The sequence below is a fragment of the Chitinispirillales bacterium ANBcel5 genome (assembly GCA_029688955.1).
GTDB classification, from domain to species: Bacteria; Fibrobacterota; Chitinivibrionia; order Chitinivibrionales; family Chitinispirillaceae; genus Cellulosispirillum; species Cellulosispirillum alkaliphilum.
Map to the genome: position 1 here is coordinate 15253 of JARUKZ010000044.1, position 19491 is coordinate 34743.

Genomic DNA, 19491 nt, shown 5'->3' on the forward strand with positions numbered 1-19491 from the left:
TTGATAAAAGAGATTACTGATGAGCAAAAGGTAACCCAACATTCAGTGAGGGTTATTGAGGAAGTTCAACGTGCAATTGTTGGTAAATCAGAAGTGCTAAAGCAAATTATGGCGACCTTTCTAGCCGGAGGGCACGTACTTTTGGAAGATTACCCCGGTACAGCCAAAACTTTAATTGCCAATAGTTTTGCTCAGGCGCTTGGCATGAGTTTTCGCAGAATTCAATTTACACCGGACCTCCTGCCTGGTGATATTACCGGAGGATATATTTATGACCGCTCCCAAAACTCCTTTATTTTAAGAGAAGGTCCTGTTTTTGCCAATCTAATCCTGGCAGATGAGATAAACCGTGCATCACCACGTACTCAATCAGCACTTTTGGAAGCAATGCAGGAACAACAGGTAACGCTTGAAGGAGAAACAAGGAAATTACCTGAACCATTTATTGTTATTGCCACCCAAAACCCAATTGAATATGAAGGGACTTTCCCCCTACCGGAAGCTCAACTTGATAGATTTCTTGTGAAATTATCCGTTGGATATCCTACAGTTGAGCAGGAGCAGCAAATGCTTCGCAGAAGGCGTGAACGCAAGCAGGACGACTTTAATTTATCATCAATTACCAATGTTGAGGAATTTCAAACCATGCGCCGTCATATTGAGGAGATACACGTAGAGCCTGATATCGAACGATACATCATCGACTTAACCCATGCAAGCAGAAAGCATCCTCAGGTTACAGTAGGCGCAGGCCCACGTGCTACTCTGGCACTACTGAAACTAAGCCGGGCATGGGCTGCTATGCATGAGCGAAATTATGTTTTGCCTGATGACGTTAAAGCATTTGTTAAACCTGTTCTTACACATAGAATTATTCCTGAACCCGATCTTTGGACAATGCCCGATGCTAACGACAGAATTTTAAACGAAATTCTAAAAACTGCTAAGGTTCCCGTTATATAATGAAAAACAATTTGGTTATACCGGTAGTAGTAATTTTTATTTTCATCATAAGTGGCCTAATAACTCTAAACGGAGATATTATTGCGCTGTCAATTCCGGTCATTTTCTATATCACCGTTTCCTTATGGTTTTCTCCGGGTAAACCTAAACTAGACATTAAAAGGGAGATAAGTCGCAACTGGGTTTCAACAAAATGCACTGTAGAAGTAGCTATCAATATAACTAATAAAGGTGAAAAAATTGAAGAGTTTTCTTTTGCCGATCCCACTCCCTGTGGTTTCGAAATAATAGATGGTACAAACAAGATACTTACCTCTTTATCACCTGAAGAAAACGTAATACTACGTTATTCATTACGTGCCAAACGAGGCACGCACTCAATCACTCATGCCCATATATGTGTTTCAGATAACTTCGGGCTTTTTAAAACCAATTTCAATTACCATCTTCCCTTTGAACTCTATGTAAAGCCACCTGTGAAAAAGTATGATTCCATACCAGTCCGTCCTCCCCGGACGCGCGGGTTTTCCGGTCCGGTTCCATCGCGCCAGAGCGGTTCAGGGATGAGTTTTTTTGCTGTACGCGAGTATCAGTCTGGAGATTCCCTACGTCATATTAACTGGAAAATCGCTGCACGACATCAATCAAATCTCTACACCAATGTCTATCAAAAAGACCGTGTCGCTGACATAGCACTTATCCTTGACTCACGAAGTATAGTAAACTCAAACTCAGAGAATGAGTCGGCATTTGAACACTCTGTTGAAGCCACCGCCTCTTTAGCGACATCACTTCTTAATGATACTCACCGTGTGAGCCTGATTGTTTATGGTGATAGCATGAGAAATGTTTACCCCGGCTATGGGAAAATTCAAAATGAGAACATCTTAAAAGCACTGTCTGAAGCTAAACCAGGTTTTAACTATGCTTTAAATAATCTTGGGTATCTTCCCACCCGGCTTATTCCTCCACGATCCCAAATTATTTTCATAAGCCCTCTTGTTTCAAATGATATTCAGGTTCTGTCAATGTTAAAAATGCGTGGTTATGCAGTGATGCTGATTTGCCCAAATATGATTGATTTTGAAGTAAAATCCAAAAAAACCAAAAGTAACTCTGTTAAAGACATCCATTTAAAACAGGCAACTAAACTTGCCGGACTTCAGCGCGCCTTTAGGCTAAAAAAAGCGAAACGGGCAGGTATTGTCGTTATTGATTGGAAAACATCTGAATCCCTGCCGGACAAAATAAAACAAACGCTTAAAACCAATTTTGCTAACCCATATTTTGGAGGCAAACGATGATACATGCCTTAACCATGATAACCATTTCACTTACGACCATTGTTAGCACTGTACTTTTACTGTTTTCCAGGTATCCATCAGTTGCACTTGTAACTATATTTACTGGGATAATTTGGCTTATACTCGAAATAGTTCAAAATAGATATGTCGCATCTCCTTCACTGGTGGTTTTTTCTATCGTATCTTCGGTGTTAATTATTTTTGATACACCACCAGGGGCGGCTGCTGTTGTTTTTGGACTGGCATTTACCGCTTGGGATCTTTGTCGTTTTAAGCAGAGGATACTGGTTGCAGGAGGTCTGGAAAACAGTCATCTGGCAGCGTCTGATCACATAAAAAAGTTATCTTTATCTGTCTATCCAGGTTTGTTACTTACAATAATAGCAATGAATAGTACTACCGTTACTATCAATTTTTACTTGTTAGTAGCTACCGCGGGATTTGCTCTTTTTATTTTTTACAGAGCACTTTTATTGATCTCGAAGTAATAATATCGTGAGAAGGTTTATTTACACCCAAAAAGGTCTCCCCCCGACCGGGATTTATTCCTTTGGGCATTTAGTACGGGGAGAAAACCTTCTTGCGTATACATTAAAAGAGTTAGATTTTATGCATTAAACAGAAGTTCACGATATTTTGGCAGCACCCACAAATCATCAGGCATTACCGATTCCAGTGAGTCGACGTGCTTGCGTACATGCTCCATCTGAGGTAAAACTTCACTGAATAAAAAATCACACCGTTGTTCAAGGCCCATTATCTCTGCCTTTTTGAGAAGCATATCCAATTCCTTAAGATTTCTTCTGACATAGTAGATATCAGCAGTTAAACTTTCAAACATCTCTTTTCTGTCATCAAGAGCACCATTAACCACCTGAATGGATGTATCGTCCATTAAATCCCTAAAGATCTCAAGACCGCTTGCTATTTCATTTTGATAACTATATGCGGCAGGTAAAATCTGTGTTTTTACAATCTCCATTAACGTTTTTGCTTCAATATCGATCACTTTTCCATAGATATCGAGCCAAATAGTGTACCGTGCATTTAGTTCTATTTTTGAAAGCACTTTTTGCCGTTCAAATAATTCTACCGTTTTAGTGTTTATGTAAGCTTTTAGTGCCTGGGGTGATGAAGGGATGTTTGGCAATCCTCGTTTTTGCGCCTCTATTACCCACTCTTCACTGTAGTTATTTCCTTCATAAAGAATCGCTTTTGATTCTTTTACTACTTCTGATAACACCTTCATTACTGCGGTGCTAAAATCATAGTTTTCTTTTTTGGCCTCTATACGCTCAATCATCATATCCATAGCATCAGCTACGATCGTGTTTATAACGGTAATAGATGTTGAGATATTCATGTTACTTCCAAGAGCCCTGAATTCAAATTTCTGGCCCGTAAAAGCAAAAGGTGATGTTCGGTTACGATCTGTTGTATCCCTCATAAACTGAGGCAACAAACCTACACCAAGATCGATGATGTCCTGTTTTTTTGCTTTTTCAATTTTGCCATTCTCAAGCATGTTAATAATTTTGGATAGTTGTTCGCCTAAAAAGATACTTACAATTGCTGGAGGAGCTTCATTTGCTCCAAGACGGTGTTCATTACCTGCGCTTGCCGCGGATGCGCGCAAAATATCGGAATGCTTATGCACCGCATAGATAATAGAGACTAAAATAGTCAAAAACAACAGATTTTCCTCAGGTGTTTCTCCTGGGTTAAGTAGATTATTTCCCTTATCATCCGCAATAGACCAGTTAATATGCTTTCCGCTTCCATTTACACCGGCAAAAGGTTTTTCGTGAAGCAGACAGGCAAGATTGTGACGCTGTGCTACCTTTTTCATTACATCCATAAGTAACTGATTGTTATCCGCGGCAAGATTGGATTTTTCAAAAATTGGCGCGAACTCAAACTGATGAGGTGCTACCTCATTGTGACGGGTGTACACTGGGATCCCAACTTTATACGCCTCTTCTGCTACATCAGCCATATAGTTAAGCACTCTCTCCTTTATGGAACCAAAGTACTGATCCTCAAGCTGCTGCCCTTTAGGGGATGAAGCGCCAACCAGTGTTCGTCCGGTAAGCATTAGATCTGAGCGCATCTTGTAATATGCTCTGTCTATTAAAAAGTATTCCTGCTCAGCACCACAGGTAGAATAGACGTTATTTACATCTTTTTGGTTGAATAACTTTAATAGCTTAAGAGCAGATTTGCACAGCGCGTCCTCACTTCTTAACAGGGGTAGTTTTTTATCAAGTGCATCTCCGTTATGAGAGATGAAAATTGTGGGGATACACAGGGTTTTTCCAAGTTCTACCTCTGTAATAAAAGCTGGCGATGAAGGGTCCCAGGCGGTGTAACCACGCGCCTCAAAGGTCGCCCGTATCCCACCAGAGGGAAATGAAGAGGCATCCGGTTCTCCCTGAATAAGCTTACTGCCCGTAAATTTTTCCATAACTTTGCCGGATTCAGTCATGGTGATAAAACTGTCATGCTTTTCCGCAGTAAGGCCAGTCATCGGTTGAAACCAGTGAGTATAGGAAGTAGCTCCCTTACTGATTGCCCAATCCTTCATAGCGTGAGCGATTTCATCGGCCTGTTGCATTGAAATAATTTCCCCGCACTCCTGCCATCGCTTAAAGGCCTCAAATGTTTCCTCAGAAACCATATCCCGCATTGTTTCATTACTGAAAGTATTAATTCCGAAGTAACTGCTCACAGGAGGCTTGGTTTCAACTTTTTTAACCTTAACTGTATCAATCGATTGAGTTACATCGCTGCGGCTGCTCATAAATCCCTCGCTTTAATTATCTGGCCCAAAGATTTCCGTCACTTAAGAAATAATCATGCCAGAACATAAATGTCACTGTTTTTACTGTTTTTTCCCGTTTTGCAGGCTGTAATGATGCCTTTTTTTGTTACAAAATTGTATTGCAGCACATTTTTGTAACATAAATGCAACACCTGTTACAGCCACCAGCTCTTTTGTGCTGCACCTCTGTACCTGAAAAGTGTTTGATCAAATGAATTGATTCTAACCCACCGGGCAGGACTTTTCTGAAGAAGTCTGCACCAAAACGCCCAAAGGGCAGTCTCAGGCACAACCCTACAAATATACATCAGGCGAGCATTACCTACAGAACTCATTCACCCTGCCAGGGCAAACAATTACTTACGCATCACACACTTTACCCCTATTTTATCTGCGGGTTCTAAAAATACTCCTTATCCCCTGCCCCACATCATCAACCGCAGCTCCCACCGCTCTTCTTACCGTACCCCGCTCAAGCTCTATTGCTGGTTGGTATACCTTTCCAAACAGCCTGCACCGTACCATAGCATTCCCATCATCGGTACTTTCAAGGGATGATGCAGCCACGCGTGGTAATTCACTAACAATGGCCTGATAAAGTGTGGCTTCAACCTGCTGATCGATATACAGTTCAGGATTAATCCATCCAGAAGCAGTGAAATCCAACTGATCACCATAGCCCCGTGTTTCAGTCATAACTTTGCCGCTCTTTATCTCAAACTCAGAACTGATCTCCCTGAATGCTAATCTGCTAAGCACCGGCGCAACCATGTTAGAAACCAATGAGCGCTGAAATGAAAATTCTTTCAGCTGCACATCCCTGGCCCGCAATTCACCGCTAATTATAAGGGAGTCGATGTCCGCAACGCTTTCATCAACACGGATAGATACATCAACTTTACCACTGAGCTCCCCGGTTTTATCATCAATCACACCTGATAATACTTGAAGGTCACTCCCGCGGATTTCAACATTTGCTCTGGTCAGTGTTTTCTTTTTTAGGTCAATTGCGCCACCGAGCCTGAGTCTTCCATTCAGTAGTTCACCCCTTGCTGATCGCACCCTGATTCCAGACTCTCTAAGAAGGAGTGACGATCTTAGATCTCTCACCACCTTTTTATCATTTAACCTCACCTCTTCTAACCGCAGCGCCCCTTTCAGTGTTCTTCCCCACGACTTTCGTAGCCTTACATCACCACCTCTCAGGTAAACATCAGTTCCCTTTTCACAAAGCACTCTGAAACTAAGCCCTGACACATCTATCCGTCTGAGTCCGGTGGTAGTAGAGAGTTTCTCTATCCCCTCAGCAGTGGTCTCAAAGGGTGAGTTTAAAATTTTGTAGAAGTAATCTGCTCTTTGCTCATGAGGAGTGATTCTGCCAGCGACTCCCCCGACAGCAGCAAAGAGCAGATTCATCCTAAACCTTAAATCATCAATTTGTACCCAATATGAGCTGTCCTGAGAGATCTTCTTACTTAAAAAGCTGTCCCGTATTCGTATCCCACTCCAGAGTGAAACTGAGACGTTCCCAAAGAGAGCCGAATCCGCACCATAGGAGTGTATAATTTCCCTGGCCATTCGATCGAAAGATCCATGGTTAAGGGGGATAAAGCCGAACAAAAAAAGTACTGAACACGCAAGTGCTGCAGTGGAAAGTAGCATTTGCTTTATCTGTCTGTTCTTATTTGATGTTGTGCTCAGAATACAGCTCCCGGTCTATAACAGATATAGTTTAAAGTATAAAAATCGGTTGAAAATCTGCGATTTAAAAGTATTTTTTAAGCTCTGAAGTATAAAAATACATCTTTTACAGGAAAGTGGTACCGAATCAGATGCCAAGAGATGGTGGTGATAAAGAGGAGCGCCAGAAGAGAGTACTGCTAATCAGTACAGATTTCTCTTTCAGGGCAAAATTCCGTGCAAGTTTTACAGAACTGGGGTATCGGATACTCGAATCTGACAGTCAGGCGACTGCTTTTACTATCCTTGAACGTGAACCTGAGATAGACGCGGTGTTTTTTGATATAGAGAAGATGCCTGCCTCAGAGGTCGATCTGATAAGTTTTATCAGAACCCGTCATAGTGCAGAAGTGGTGGTGCTTGCATCAATAAATGAGCTTGAAGAAGCGAGCAAGACACTTCGAAGCGGTGCTTCCTTCTATCTTATAAAGCCTATAGCCATACCGGATCTTAAATCGGTTCTGGAAAAACTGACAGCGCGATCTCAGAGACAGTTTGAGCAAAAAGAACTTGAGCAACGTTTTCTTTCGGATTTGATGTCCGGGAGCCAATCGATGCAAAAGATTTTGAAGCTTTCAATGAAAATCGCTCCCACAAGCTCTACAGTTTTAATTGGGGGTGAAAGCGGAACAGGTAAGGAGTTTTTTGCCCGAATTATCCATCGGATGTCTAAGCGCTACGAAAGCCGCTTTGTGGCTATGAACTGTGGAGCTGTTCCAGACGCTCTCTTTGAAAGTGAATTCTTCGGGCACAAAAAGGGAGCATTTACCGGTGCTGATCGTGATAAAGAGGGACTGGTTGAGGCAGCACATAACGGTACACTTTTTCTCGATGAAATCGGAGAGCTCTCCCCCCCGGCTCAGGTCAAACTTCTGCGGTTTCTCCAGGACCGGGAGTTTAGAAGAATTGGTGATACCAGTTCAAGAACCGTAGATGTGCGCGTAATTGCTGCAACTAACCGTGATCTTAGAAAACAGATGCAGGAAGGTTCCTTTAGAGAGGATCTTTACTTTAGACTTAACGTCTTCTACCTCTATCTTCCCCCTTTAAGGGAACGCAAAGAAACCATACCAACGCTGGTACATCTGTTTTTGCATCGATTCAACCGCCTGTTTAACAAAAACATTATCCGTGTTTCAAAAAATGCTGAGTCGATTATTGCAAATTACAGCTATCCGGGAAATATCCGTGAGCTTGAAAATATTATTGAACACGCTGTGGTTTTAGCTGATGGCGATGAGATTACAGAGCGTGATCTGCCCGACTTTATGTTCAGGAACAGACTTTTGCTTTCGGCTCCCCAGGCTGACACCTCTTTGTCATCACCGGAGAAAGTGATGACCCTGGGAGAGGTGGAGAAAGCCCACATTCAGTTTGTTCTTGGCCTCACTTCACACAATTATACAGAAACTGCCAAAAAGCTTGGAATTTCTCGTTCTACGCTTTGGCGTAAAGTAAAGGATTATCAACTGGATGAAAAATGAGATTACTATAAGAGTTTACTACGAAGATACCGATTGTGGAAATGTCGTCTATTACGCAAATTATCTTAAGTACATGGAACGTGGCAGGACCGAATTTCTTCGTGAATGTGGTATTGAGTTAGCCGACTATCAATCCAATGATATTCTTTTTGCAGTTATTGATGCCAAAGTTAAATACAAATTCCCGGCACGCTATAATGACCTTCTTTCTGTTCAAACGGTCATAAAAGAATACTCCGCCGCGTCTGTTACATTTTCCACTTCGATCTTTAATCAAAACAAAAAACTGCTGTCACAGGGTGATGTCAGACTTGCATGTATCAACTCTGTTACAGGTCGCCCTTCCAAATTCCCCCCGGAGGTCATGGAAGCTATTACTGATAAACAGTTGGGTAACAGGTGAAAAAAGTAACCTATCTACGCTGTGATTTTCATGAGGAAAGACATGAAAAAAGAATCTCTTTCCTCTATCAGTTTCTTCTGGACGTTCCCTACCTGATGATTCGAGGGGTTATACCCTCTTTGGATGCGGTAAATGAAGTTCTTATGAGAGGTGGTGGTGATGGCGGAATGGGGCCCGGTGCTATTTCAGATTACAGCGCGCGAATATGAAGAAGTCATAGCAAAGTGGAAAGCCATGGATCCGGAGGCAGAGTATCATGAAGGTAACTTTCGCTATAATCCAAAACATTTTATTGAAGACAGTACTATCAGTTCGGTAAAAGACCACATGACCTACCTTCGCCTCGCTGCTGAAAAATACAGTGACTCATGATTTAGCTTACCCCTCCCAAACTCCTGGTTTCGCAGCCCTCTTTTAAATTGTGCAACGGTTATTCTCATATCCAGTGGTAATTTTTGGCAAAATCGCTAAAAATCATACGTTTAAACCCGTCTATAAACCCAACAAAGCTGGCATATCAATTGCTTTATTTGCAACGATACAATTTTTGTATCATCGCGCATTAGGCGCAGATAGTTTGCTTCTGTTTTAATCATTTTCACCAAAAGGTACTACATAAATTATAACGCTTAAAGCAGATTTCTAACCTTTTAATCGGGATTAAAACTTCAGCAATAAAGACGTAACGTAACTTAATCTAAAGGAGTTTGGTATGAGAAGATTTACAGTGGCTTTTATGGTGTTTGTTGTAGCTTTTATGATTGCCTGCCCACCCCCTGAAGAAAGGGTGATAACTATTGCCTATGTCGAACGGGCACCCGATATCGCAACCACCAATTTAGTCGCCGCCGTTATGCAGGAACAGATGGGAATTGGGGTTAATCTTATCTCTTCTACTACCGCTGATATGTGGGAAGCGGTTGCTACCGGTGAGGCCGATGCCATGGTTAGTGCATGGTTGCCTACCACGGATGAACAATACCTGGCACAGACCGATGAACGGGTAGTAGTGCTCAGCCCTATCCTTGAAGGTACAAGAACAGGACTGGTGGTTCCTCAATATGTAGAAGTGGAATCCATTGAAGATCTTGATGATGAAGCGCAACAATTTGACAACCAAATCATTGGTGTTGAACCTGATGCTGGTATTATGGTGGTGACAGAAAGAGCTATGCAGGAGTATGAACTGGAAGAGTTTCAGCTGGTTGAGGGAAGTGATGATGAGATGACTTCTGAGCTTGAAAGCGCAATAGAAGAGGTGCAATGGATAGTGGTTACAGGAATGTATCCTCACTGGATGTTTGAAGAATTTGACCTCGAATGGTTGGAAGATCCTGAAGGCTTGTTTGGTGAAAATGAGTTTATCGCATCGGTGGTAAGAATTAACCTTAGTGAAGAGATGCCCGATGTATACCAATTTCTCGATAACTTTTCCTTAACCACCCAAGAATTGCAGCAGCTTATGCAAGCCAACCGCGAACCTGCTACGAATCCCTACGAAAATGCCGTTCAATGGATACAGCAAAACGAAACCAGAGTTCAGGAGTGGATACCGCAGGATTAGTGATTAGTGGATAGTGCACTGTCTATCTTTACATAACCAACTACAATGACTTAGCCCAACCGCAAGGAAGGGCTATTTTTTTTGCACCCCTACTTGTTCGCTTCCAGCGACTCTAAAACAAGTGGCTCAAAGTGATTTTTTAAGTATCGCTCTGTTTGATCCATAGACATAACACTGTCTGATATTATAAGCATCATTTTAACTAAGCGATTGTAAGAATTAATCCCTGATACTATCTTTACGCTTTTATATTTATATTTTCCTCAGGAGTTATTTAGGGCTTAATGAAAAAATAAGTGGCATACGAATAGGAACAATACTTCCTCATGTGAAATTAAACCCCCTTATAACTACAGACAAACACTAGAAATCATTTTACTGCACACTAACTTTTAGGTCCCGTAGGGATCGCCTGTTTATAGCACCAAATAGCCCAAACAATAATTCCTCATCCGGAGGGACGCATTCCTCATCACGCATCGGTTATGACTATTGAAAGTCTCTGCGGGATGGGAATGATTTTTATTTCCTCTCCCCTCTCCATTGACCCACTACTCCACCTGTTATATATTGTATTAAGTCCAAAAAATCATCTCACAACACCCAAAGGAGCTTACCTATAATGAACCACTCAGATCTTGACTGGAGTGTTGCACCAAAACCCCTGAAACGGGAAACAGGCAAAGTGCAACCGGAAGAAGCGGATGACGATAAACCCAAATTTGTAACCGGTGTAGATGAAAGTGAACGCGATCTGTATGAAGATGCCGAACCCGAAGTACGACTCATATCTGCACAGTGGAAACCGGGCCCAAAGGGCTTTTATTATAATGAGCAGTGTTTTCTTGAGGTGAAAGCGGAGTATCTCAAGGAAACCATTCGTGCCAAAATACGAGGAAAACTCTTTTGCACTTTCGATGGCAAGGAGGAGGATTTAGCCCAGGTAGTAGAGGGGTTTATCGAAAAAGATGGCACAGCAGTCATAGAGATTGAGCACCTCTGGTATATGAACCTTGCTCATTACAATGCCTGTAAAGAGGACCCCAACACCCCCTGTAGTTACACCGTAAAGAACATTACTCACTCAAGAGGAGAAAACACCATCGACAGCCCGGAGCTTGAGATGCCCTGGGAGCCTGTTAGAGAGGTCCATAAGATTGAAATAGAGGACCTGCTTTTTAATATTAATAGTGCTGTAATGCTGCCTGATACACCGATAAGTCCCGTAGCCTCACACCGTAAAAGTGAGAATGGGTTAAAAGCCTCGGATGTGCAGGCCAATCCAACAGGTCTCTGCGCAATGCGGGCTGTGTTTAAATACATAAACCAAAACAGTGATAAATCGTTGGTCATTGTTGGCCATACTGATTCTTCCGGTGGGGTAAAGTATAATTTTGAGCTTTCTGAGAAGAGGGCAAACAACATTCTGTGTCTCCTTACAGGGGATTGTGTGGGTTGGGCTGAGATATGTACGGCTCAGCATAGAGTTGAAGATTACCAGCAGATTTTGAAGCATTTTTCGGGGTTACTACTTTGGCCCTGTGATCCCGGACCGGTGGATAATGTGTTAGGTCCCAAAACAAAAGAAGCGGTACAATCATTTCAAACCATCTATAACGAAAACAGAGAGTCTATGGGGTTTGTCGGTGAAGCCATTCCTGTTACAGAACCCACTGGCAATAACCTCAATATCGAGACATGGAAAGCCTTTTTTAATCTATATATTTGGGAGTTAAGTATTATTGTTGCGGGGAGCGAGAATCCCGGGGATTTAAAACCATTTAAAGACATGATAACCTTTGTCGATCCTCAAAATAAAACTGTCGGATGTGGAGAATCGTTCCCAATTGAGGCAAAAGACAAGCCTAACTTTAAATCGAAGCGTAATAGAAGAGTTGAGCTACTTTTTTTTGACAGCACTGATACACCAGCGATAGAGGTTCCTCCATACAGTGAAGAAACATTTACTAAGGAGCAGTTTCCACTGTATGATTCAAATAAGTATATAAGCATTTTTCATGAGGCACATCTTCCCCGTTTTATGCCTTTTATGGAGATACAAACCGTGGATTCGTTTGGATTTCCGGTACCGGATTTTGATCTCACAATTGAATCGGACAACGACGATATAGAACAACAATATCGTGTCACGGTCAAAACTAACGATAACGGTTTTGTAAGAGTGCATGCCGTACCCATTGGTTTGGTTTATATAAGAAACAGTGAAGGGGACTTTCTTACCAAACACTCTTCTGATGGTCAGATAACAGAGGCAATTTTTGAACCGCGCGCGGCCCAGAAAGGGATAATCAGTGTTATTGCTAAGCAGTTGCCTCCGGAACAGGTTCAGTTAAGAGACCAACAGATAAAAGTATATAACAAAACAAATGCTATAGATTGCTCGATTTTAAGTATGTCTCCACGAGAAAACCAAATTTGCGAGTTTTTTGGAATAAAAGCTGAAAATTTTATACCGACAACCGACAATTTGCTTTTGTCAGCAGGTTTCGACAATCAAGGTAGGCCTAATATTTCGAAATTTGCATCTGATGTACTCAAAAAGTGGTTGCTGGATTATTATCCAGCATATGCTCACCGGGATTACAACTTATTTTACATCAATTATAGAAATAATAGATGGATGTTTGATGTTTACAATTCTGAAGGTAAATTTCTTGGTTCAGGCGAATCATTTTATGAACTACGTACTCTGATTGGTACTTTTACGCTAATTGAACAACATGAAAATAAATGGTTCAGAGATATTACTAATAAGCATTATACAATAAGAAGTAGCTTAGATAGAGGAGTGCCACTTAGTTCAGCTGCTCCCTGGAGCAGAAATCTATTATTAGAAATAAATAACAAAATGCCAATATGCTATTACCTGCCTGATCCAATATATTTTAACACTATTTCACTAATGGGTGGAACCGGACATCTTGAACCATATAGAAAAGATTTTGATAATGGGCGTGTGCACGAAAGGAATCTCAACGTCGTTAGATGCCACGACTTCATATATAAGCATTACATTCATAATTACATAGAACGTGTCAAAACTTTTGCCAACGATACAGAGTTGAGGGCTCTGGGGCCTCCAATCAGAGGGTATCAGTTCCCGATACCAGTAAACGCAACGAGGCAACAGTTTTTTGACCTTGTAAACGTAAATAACACTGCACAGGAGGAGCAGAAAGCCTGGCTTGCTATAACTAGTAAAATCAATGAAATCATTGGCAGAAGATCTTCCGGTTTTTACATAAAACTCGGATTTGATTATAGGGGTAAACTTAATGAACTCAGTAATGTAAAATTAAGCTACAATTTTACCTTGGATAGTGACGGAAAGACATTTCACAAACTTGATACAGCCGTGACTACCGAGGCCAATAAAACATTTGATATTTCTAAAATCGGCTCCGAGACAAAAAGATCATTTGAATCAGGTCTTGAACATGAGTATTGTTTTTTAACAGAAGATCACACGCTTACAGCAAAAATTAAAATAGGTGCCTATGAGTTTGCCACATCCAGCGACGGAAAGTTCAAGGTGAGCCAAAACATCACTAATGAAGTAAAAGTTTTTGCTGAGACTAATACAAGAGATAATACTATGGGAGCCGGAGTCAGTGTAGATACACCTGACCTGCCTGGTGTTCCAGATATTTCCATTTTTGCCGGAGTGTTCGTTCAGGGATTGAGAGAGGATACTGTTATGGCTGTAGTGTCTAATGCTCCAGGTTTTTTTGAACTAAGGTCGTTTGGTGAACTTCTTTCACCAGCTACAAAGTGGAATGACCTAAACCTTCGTGAACAGCGACTGCTTACAGTTCTGGGTTTCACGAAGGATGGAGATCCTGTCTGGGAAAACAGAATTTTCTGGGATTATAAACACCTCTACCCCATTGAACAGTTTCCCAGGTCTGCACAAAGTTCTTACTATGACCTCTCAGCAGAGGAACAAGTGGCAGTAGTGCATCTGGGATTCAACGACGCAACCTGGCCAAGTTTAATTAAGGATACCGCAGCAAAACAATCATGACAAAATATAAAAGAGGAGAAGTCGATTATGAACAATAAAAAACTTTCAATTAGTATCATTGTAACCCTTATTATTTGCGCTATTGTCGAGATATCTATCGCAGATTCCGAATGTAACGTATCAGAATCACACTCCTTGGTACAACAAGAAACAGAAGTTGATACAGTACTTCTTAAAAGTATGTTTCCACCCAAAGAAGAAGTTGAAAAAAGAATAGAAAATATATTTCCTGGTGGAGTCAATGCAGAAGATTTAATAAATCCCTCTGGAGGCTTAGCAGCCAGATCTTCAGCTGTTTATGAACAGAAACATGTAAAAATTATCGAATTTACCACTATTCCTCAACTAGATATGCCGATTCATAAAGAAGCAGCATTTAAAGGAGTTCTGGAACACGCGCGTTTAAAAATCGCCACTTTGTATGAAGCAATGATGGACTCATCCAAACTGCATCTCTTTGACGGTGATATTACTCTTGAAATAGTACTGGATAATCAGGGACGCGTTGAAACATGTCAAATCCAAAGATCTTCTGTAAGGGTTCCTGATGTGAATGATTCACTGATTGCTTTCGTTGAACCACTCGATTTTGAACCGGTTTGGTATGATAAAAAAATAAAAGGAATGATTGTGAAGTTTTCATTTCGACCTTAGTTAAACCAGAAGAGTACTATTTATAGTTGTTAAAAATAAAACGTAAGCACCAAGGTTCTTAGATAAGTCGTCCCTACGGGACAAAGGGGTTGTTCAATAGTTGTATTGTTCAATTAGTTTGGCCACAACGGGATAGATATTATTTTTCTTACAATAGTTACGCTGCTTATACACTCCCCTACGAGACAAATAATAATACTACTTTTACTGTGCACCAATCTTAATCCACTATCCACCAACAACTATAAATGCTTCTAAAGTTATCCCCACGTAGCCGAAGCATCTTGTTTCGATAATAAACCGCACGTTTTCCCGTCGGTAACCGATCCCGTAAACTGTTGCATTGTAATGTGTCAGGTTTGTAAGTTCATCCTCTTTTTTGGAAGGGACAGCACTCAAACTCTACCCCGAAAGAACACTTTACCGGGCAGTTTTTCTATATTCCACACTTTTGCCCTGCCACGTATTTTAAATCTCTTCGCAGTCTTTATACTTTTAAACGAGTGTTTTGCTACGCGATCGCTGTTTTATGAGGCAGAGTTGTTCGAGTTGGTCTTCGGTCATTTAGGGGGCCCATTTCTTTTAGCTCTTCTGATTTTATACAGCCGTTCTGTAAAACCGCCTTCTGTTTCAAAGTTCTTGGCCAGACGTTCAACCTGACGGTCCAGGAGGTACGTGGCTGGATTTAACAAAGACAGGCCAGCATTAGCGGCAAGACAAGCAGAAGACAAGGTTGAGCACGGACTGGCACTGAGTGCCTCGCTGACCGGTTTTCATCATTGGTTCCGCTTGAACGTTCCAATCCTTGGGCGGACGTGCTCCTCTTTCAAATATTTAGGCCGAAAGCTAATAAACTTGGAGGAAAAAAGTACAACAATCAGAGTTGTATATTCCTGACGAAACTCTATTTATTATACAAAACTTAAGGAAGTATAAGCATGGGGCAAAATAGAAATAAACTGTAAAAGCACTCAGAGTTATTACAAAACTGATGTTGGGAGGAAAAGGGGGTGAGAAGTTACCCATAGAACGTACAAATTCGTCTGTTAGCCTAATTTTACCTTTGGGAATTAGTAATAATACCCCGTAGGGGTTACGGCTATACGTGCCCCGAGCGTGAGTCGAGGGGAAGTCCCAGGTTTCTTACCTGAGGAAATGTAGGACGGCAAGACCACGAGGCAAAAATTCCAAATTCACCTTTCTCACGAGATTATGGCCGCCCCCCCCCCAAAGGGATCTTTTCACGCTTTCACCATTGACGCCTCTCGACTCCGCTCAGGGACCTTGGTTGTTGCGCTCCTGTAAGATTTGCGGCAATCTGAGGTATTGTGCTCCTATAAAATCTTTAGTATCATAAAAAAAACGGGACTGTCACTGAGGTACGTTCAAGCGCATTGTCTTGAACACCGCAGCGACAGTCCCGGTCATGTGTCAATAATTTTACCTCAAAACAATCGGCGTGAGTTGTTTTACGTCTGTACCTTTAACATCAACGAAATACATGCCCGCGGGGATATTTGTCAAGGAGAAAGTTTCCGCGCCCGCCGCGTTGAAATTGGCTCTTATCTGACCTTTTACGTCTACTACCCTGACCTGCAGGTTGGATCCGTCGACTGGCGAGACGTTCAGGGTTCGACCCGTTATGGAAACTAACGGTGTGCTGCCGCGGGTTGTTCTTACGCTGTTGCCGCGGGATAAAGATGTTGAACCGTCAGTCGTGTGTACCAGTTTAATGTCGCTTATATGGACAATGCCTGTCTCCTGACCGAGATTAAACGCGAACTGTGACGCCAGGTCGGTGGGATCGTTCATCGTGAACACGAATTCGTATTCTTCTTCTGACGTGGTCAGGTCGAATTCCTCTGAGGCATAACCGGCCCATGGGTCTACCGACTGCTGGAACGAGACTTCAATTGTCCTTTCCGACTCCGCACTTGCCGTAAAGGTGAGCTTATACATCACGTCTTCGTCAAGAGCCAAACCGTACTGAACAAGCTGGGGCTGATAGGATTCCTCTCCAATGGTCGTAACGTTTATCGTCGCGGTTCCGTTACTGACACTGGACGTTGCCTCTGAATCACCCCAGTGTTCACCCTGCCCAAGTCTCCATGAGGCGCCTTCATCTGTGTCGATAACACTGCTGCCCGGGAAGTCTCCGTCCTCTATCAGGTTGGTCGTGCCCTCCCCCGATTCCAGCTCGAACCTCGCCGTAACAGTTCGGTCTTCGCTCATAGTAACGGTGGTAGAGCTTGTAGAATCCGAGGCGTCGCCCTCCCAACCAATAAACCTCCAACCGGAATTCGGGGTCGCCGTGAGCTGAACGGTTTCGTCAGGGGCGTAGTAGTGTTCATCCGGGTCCCTGGTCACTGTCCCCGCGCCTGAAGGGGAAACGTTTGTTACAAGATAAAAGTCATCACCGCTGCCGCTACCGCCCAGAATGAGAAGATTCCTTGTCACATTGGCCGAGCCACTGCTATTCGCTCCAGGGCCGGTATACGATTCAACTTTCATCGCGATTTCGTATAACGGACAATCCATCATTTGCATACCAACTTTTTCCCACTCGGCAAAGTGCCTGGAAATGTTGATCTCGCCGCTTGTTCTGTGATTGCTCGTGTTCTTAGGAATGCTAAAGTACTGCTTGAAGTTGCCGTTCCCGGTCAGCATAGGCTGGTTGAGCCTGTCGCCGACCCAAAACTCATACACAATACCATCGATCGTAGCCTCGCCTCTCTTGTTTGAGTTGGTGGCGCCTTGCCCCGGGTTATAGCTGCCGCGGTCTTGAATAATGTAGTATTCTATCTGATCGGAGAAAGTTTCGTGTTGACCACTTTCCGTTTGTGTCGGTACGCTCTCCGAGGGGTAATACGCCCAGCCATATACACCAAGCATTTTTACATCATCAGGGGATTGCCATGTCGCAGCGAAGTCAAGTGTTATGTTACCGAGTGACCTGGCAGTTGTGTTACTGGATGAGCCCCATTTTTTGCCGGCGCGAAAAAGGATATTCTCCGTACCGCTCCACGTAGCCTCAAATGTTCCGCCGTTGGGGTCATCGCTGCCTCCCGTGATATCCATGTTGACCGTACCGGTGTTGTTCTGATTCCAGAGCTCATAGTCAATACCATTGACATTTTGTATTGTACTGGTAGTCCACGTCTGCCCCCAGGCCAGCGAAGACCCGATAGTCACGCACGCAAGCGCGGCGGCAAAAACTTTTTTGATACTCATACAACCCCCCTGCAAAAAAAGATTTATGATTATTGTTACAGTAATGATCACACGCAAGCGCGGCCATCGCATACTAATCTAATATAAACATGACTGCGGCAAAATGCATAACTAAACTGATAGGGATCTTCTTTTCTCCGTTCACGCCCTATCAGAGACAAAACTTCTGTCCGACAGTCGCGGAAACGAACATTTTGCATCTCGCATCGACTTTACCTGGCTGTGGCTAGGTCGTGTGCCGCACTTTCAATATATCTGATTTTGACCCGCAGGGCAACCAATTGGGGTTACGGGGTGTGGCTTAAACAATTTACCAGGTTAAATAAAGTATGAGTGGAAAGTTTGTCCTTTGTACCCATTTTTTCAATGACTTAGACTATATATGGTCCCTCAACTCACGCTCGGATTTATTGTTTCTCAATTTTGCTCCGGAACTTCTCTGCTTATATGCCCAAGTAGTTGTAAACAAGAGGTCAAAGGTTTCCAAGTACATCTTTAAAATCACTATTCTATATATATTAGTAAGATTATTCCCGGGTACATCCCTCTGCCAAACCCTACCCCACTACCATAATTGGCAAACTCACCAACTAACAGATCACGGCCTTCCATAAGATTTTCATCTACAAAGACTTGCGTGTGTTGTATCACTTTTCAACGTTTTTTTGATTATACAAGATAGTTCGAGGCTTGCATCAAACAGTTCAACGTGGCCAGGCAACACACTGACGTTTCGCCCGGCTCCCTTCGCGGTAGTTACTGCAGAGGAGGCTTTAGCCCCATAATTATTTAAAGGTGGAACGAAGAAGCCGCAAGGTAAACAATCCCAATAGTCTTTGGCCAGGCGTTCGACCTGACGGTCCAGGAGGTACGTGGCTGGATTTAACAAAGACAGCGCGGCATTGGCGGCAAGTCAAGCAGAAGACAAGCTCGAGCACGAACCGGCACTGGCGTGCCCCGCTGACCGGTTTTCATCATTGGTTCCGCTTGTCCGTTCCAGTCCTGGGCGGACGTGCTCCTCTTTCTCTCCTGAACCACCCACCCCTGAACTTCTTCAAGGGTTTTGCACCGCAGCTCCTTGAAATGCTCAAGGGCAGGGTGCTGCGGCTCTTTTGCCTGGAACACACACCGTTTTGCCTGGAACACACACCGTTTTGCCTGGAACACACACCGTTTTGCCTGGAACATGCCCCGTTTTGCCTGGAACATGCCCCGTTTTGCCTGGAACATGCCCCGTGCAGCTTGGAACATGCCCCGTGCAGCTTGGAACATGCCCCGTGCA

Annotated in this window: 14 protein-coding genes; 10 read left to right on the forward strand and 4 right to left on the reverse strand. The window is 42.9% G+C overall.

Features of this window, described 5'->3' with window-relative positions; translation table 11 throughout:
* Genes QA601_16605 through QA601_16615 form a run of 3 tightly spaced genes read left to right on the forward strand, consistent with a single transcriptional unit; the run spans window position 1 to window position 2755 of the window.
* On the forward strand, window positions 1-963 hold the full coding sequence (locus QA601_16605) for a MoxR family ATPase (protein ID MDG5816720.1): 963 nt from the start codon (window positions 1-3) through the stop codon (window positions 961-963).
* On the forward strand, window positions 963-2267 hold the full coding sequence (locus tag QA601_16610) for a DUF58 domain-containing protein (GenBank protein MDG5816721.1): 1305 nt from the start codon (window positions 963-965) through the stop codon (window positions 2265-2267). The genes QA601_16605 and QA601_16610 overlap by 1 nt, the downstream gene beginning before the upstream one ends.
* A complete protein-coding gene (locus QA601_16615; GenBank protein ID MDG5816722.1) occupies window positions 2264-2755 on the forward strand; it encodes a hypothetical protein in 492 nt (163 codons plus the stop codon). The genes QA601_16610 and QA601_16615 overlap by 4 nt, the downstream gene beginning before the upstream one ends.
* Before the next feature lie 119 nt (window positions 2756-2874).
* Here the strand turns inward: QA601_16615 and QA601_16620 are convergent, their stop codons facing one another.
* Window positions 2875-5067: a glutamine synthetase III gene (locus tag QA601_16620; GenBank protein MDG5816723.1), complete on the reverse strand. Its 2193-nt coding sequence runs from the start codon at window positions 5065-5067 to the stop codon at window positions 2875-2877.
* A 408-nt stretch (window positions 5068-5475) separates the two neighbouring features.
* Entirely contained in the window at window positions 5476-6666 is a 1191-nt protein-coding gene (locus QA601_16625) for an AsmA-like C-terminal region-containing protein (protein ID MDG5816724.1), read from the reverse strand.
* A gap of 239 nt (window positions 6667-6905) precedes the next feature.
* Here QA601_16625 and QA601_16630 point away from each other — a divergent pair, with 239 nt between their 5' ends.
* The 7 genes from QA601_16630 to QA601_16660 all read left to right on the forward strand — a co-directional run bounded on the left by QA601_16630 (window position 6906) and on the right by QA601_16660 (window position 14978).
* Window positions 6906-8312 carry a sigma-54 dependent transcriptional regulator gene (locus tag QA601_16630; GenBank protein ID MDG5816725.1) on the forward strand — a complete coding sequence of 469 codons (1407 nt, stop codon included), beginning with the start codon at window positions 6906-6908 and terminating at the stop codon, window positions 8310-8312.
* Window positions 8302-8715, forward strand: coding sequence for a YbgC/FadM family acyl-CoA thioesterase (locus QA601_16635; protein MDG5816726.1), 414 nt, complete (start codon window positions 8302-8304; stop codon window positions 8713-8715). The genes QA601_16630 and QA601_16635 overlap by 11 nt, the downstream gene beginning before the upstream one ends.
* A complete protein-coding gene (locus tag QA601_16640) occupies window positions 8712-8924 on the forward strand; it encodes a hypothetical protein (GenBank protein ID MDG5816727.1) in 213 nt (70 codons plus the stop codon). The genes QA601_16635 and QA601_16640 overlap by 4 nt, the downstream gene beginning before the upstream one ends.
* Window positions 8925-8949: 25 nt before the next feature.
* Window positions 8950-9087, forward strand: coding sequence for a hypothetical protein (locus QA601_16645; protein ID MDG5816728.1), 138 nt, complete (start codon window positions 8950-8952; stop codon window positions 9085-9087).
* A 340-nt stretch (window positions 9088-9427) separates the two neighbouring features.
* A complete protein-coding gene (locus QA601_16650; GenBank protein MDG5816729.1) occupies window positions 9428-10279 on the forward strand; it encodes a glycine betaine ABC transporter substrate-binding protein in 852 nt (283 codons plus the stop codon).
* A 622-nt stretch (window positions 10280-10901) separates the two neighbouring features.
* Window positions 10902-14324 carry an OmpA family protein gene (locus QA601_16655; GenBank protein ID MDG5816730.1) on the forward strand — a complete coding sequence of 1141 codons (3423 nt, stop codon included), beginning with the start codon at window positions 10902-10904 and terminating at the stop codon, window positions 14322-14324.
* 27 nt (window positions 14325-14351) lie between these two features.
* A complete protein-coding gene (locus tag QA601_16660) occupies window positions 14352-14978 on the forward strand; it encodes an energy transducer TonB (GenBank protein MDG5816731.1) in 627 nt (208 codons plus the stop codon).
* Between the two features lie 228 nt (window positions 14979-15206).
* Here QA601_16660 and QA601_16665 read toward each other — a convergent pair whose 3' ends face one another.
* The gene (locus QA601_16665; protein MDG5816732.1) at window positions 15207-15377 is read right to left on the reverse strand and encodes a hypothetical protein; all 171 of its coding nucleotides are present in this window, start codon (window positions 15375-15377) and stop codon (window positions 15207-15209) included.
* Between the two features lie 1041 nt (window positions 15378-16418).
* Window positions 16419-18209 carry a glycoside hydrolase family 11 protein gene (locus QA601_16670; protein ID MDG5816733.1) on the reverse strand — a complete coding sequence of 597 codons (1791 nt, stop codon included), beginning with the start codon at window positions 18207-18209 and terminating at the stop codon, window positions 16419-16421.
* Between the last annotated feature and the right edge of the window lie 1282 nt (window positions 18210-19491).

Excerpts from the sequence above, each read along its gene's own strand:
- QA601_16615 (MDG5816722.1), top strand. The coding sequence starts at position 2,264 with ATGATACATGCCTTAACCATGATAACCATTTCACTTACGACCATTGTT.
- QA601_16635 (MDG5816726.1), top strand. The coding sequence starts at position 8,302 with ATGAAAAATGAGATTACTATAAGAGTTTACTACGAAGATACCGATTGT.
- QA601_16650 (MDG5816729.1), top strand. The coding sequence starts at position 9,428 with ATGAGAAGATTTACAGTGGCTTTTATGGTGTTTGTTGTAGCTTTTATG.
- QA601_16620 (MDG5816723.1), bottom strand. The coding sequence starts at position 5,067 with ATGAGCAGCCGCAGCGATGTAACTCAATCGATTGATACAGTTAAGGTT.
- QA601_16610 (MDG5816721.1), top strand. The coding sequence starts at position 963 with ATGAAAAACAATTTGGTTATACCGGTAGTAGTAATTTTTATTTTCATC.
- QA601_16645 (MDG5816728.1), top strand. The coding sequence starts at position 8,950 with ATGGATCCGGAGGCAGAGTATCATGAAGGTAACTTTCGCTATAATCCA.
- QA601_16625 (MDG5816724.1), bottom strand. The coding sequence starts at position 6,666 with ATGGCCAGGGAAATTATACACTCCTATGGTGCGGATTCGGCTCTCTTT.
- QA601_16670 (MDG5816733.1), bottom strand. The coding sequence starts at position 18,209 with ATGAGTATCAAAAAAGTTTTTGCCGCCGCGCTTGCGTGCGTGACTATC.
- QA601_16660 (MDG5816731.1), top strand. The coding sequence starts at position 14,352 with ATGAACAATAAAAAACTTTCAATTAGTATCATTGTAACCCTTATTATT.
- QA601_16655 (MDG5816730.1), top strand. The coding sequence starts at position 10,902 with ATGAACCACTCAGATCTTGACTGGAGTGTTGCACCAAAACCCCTGAAA.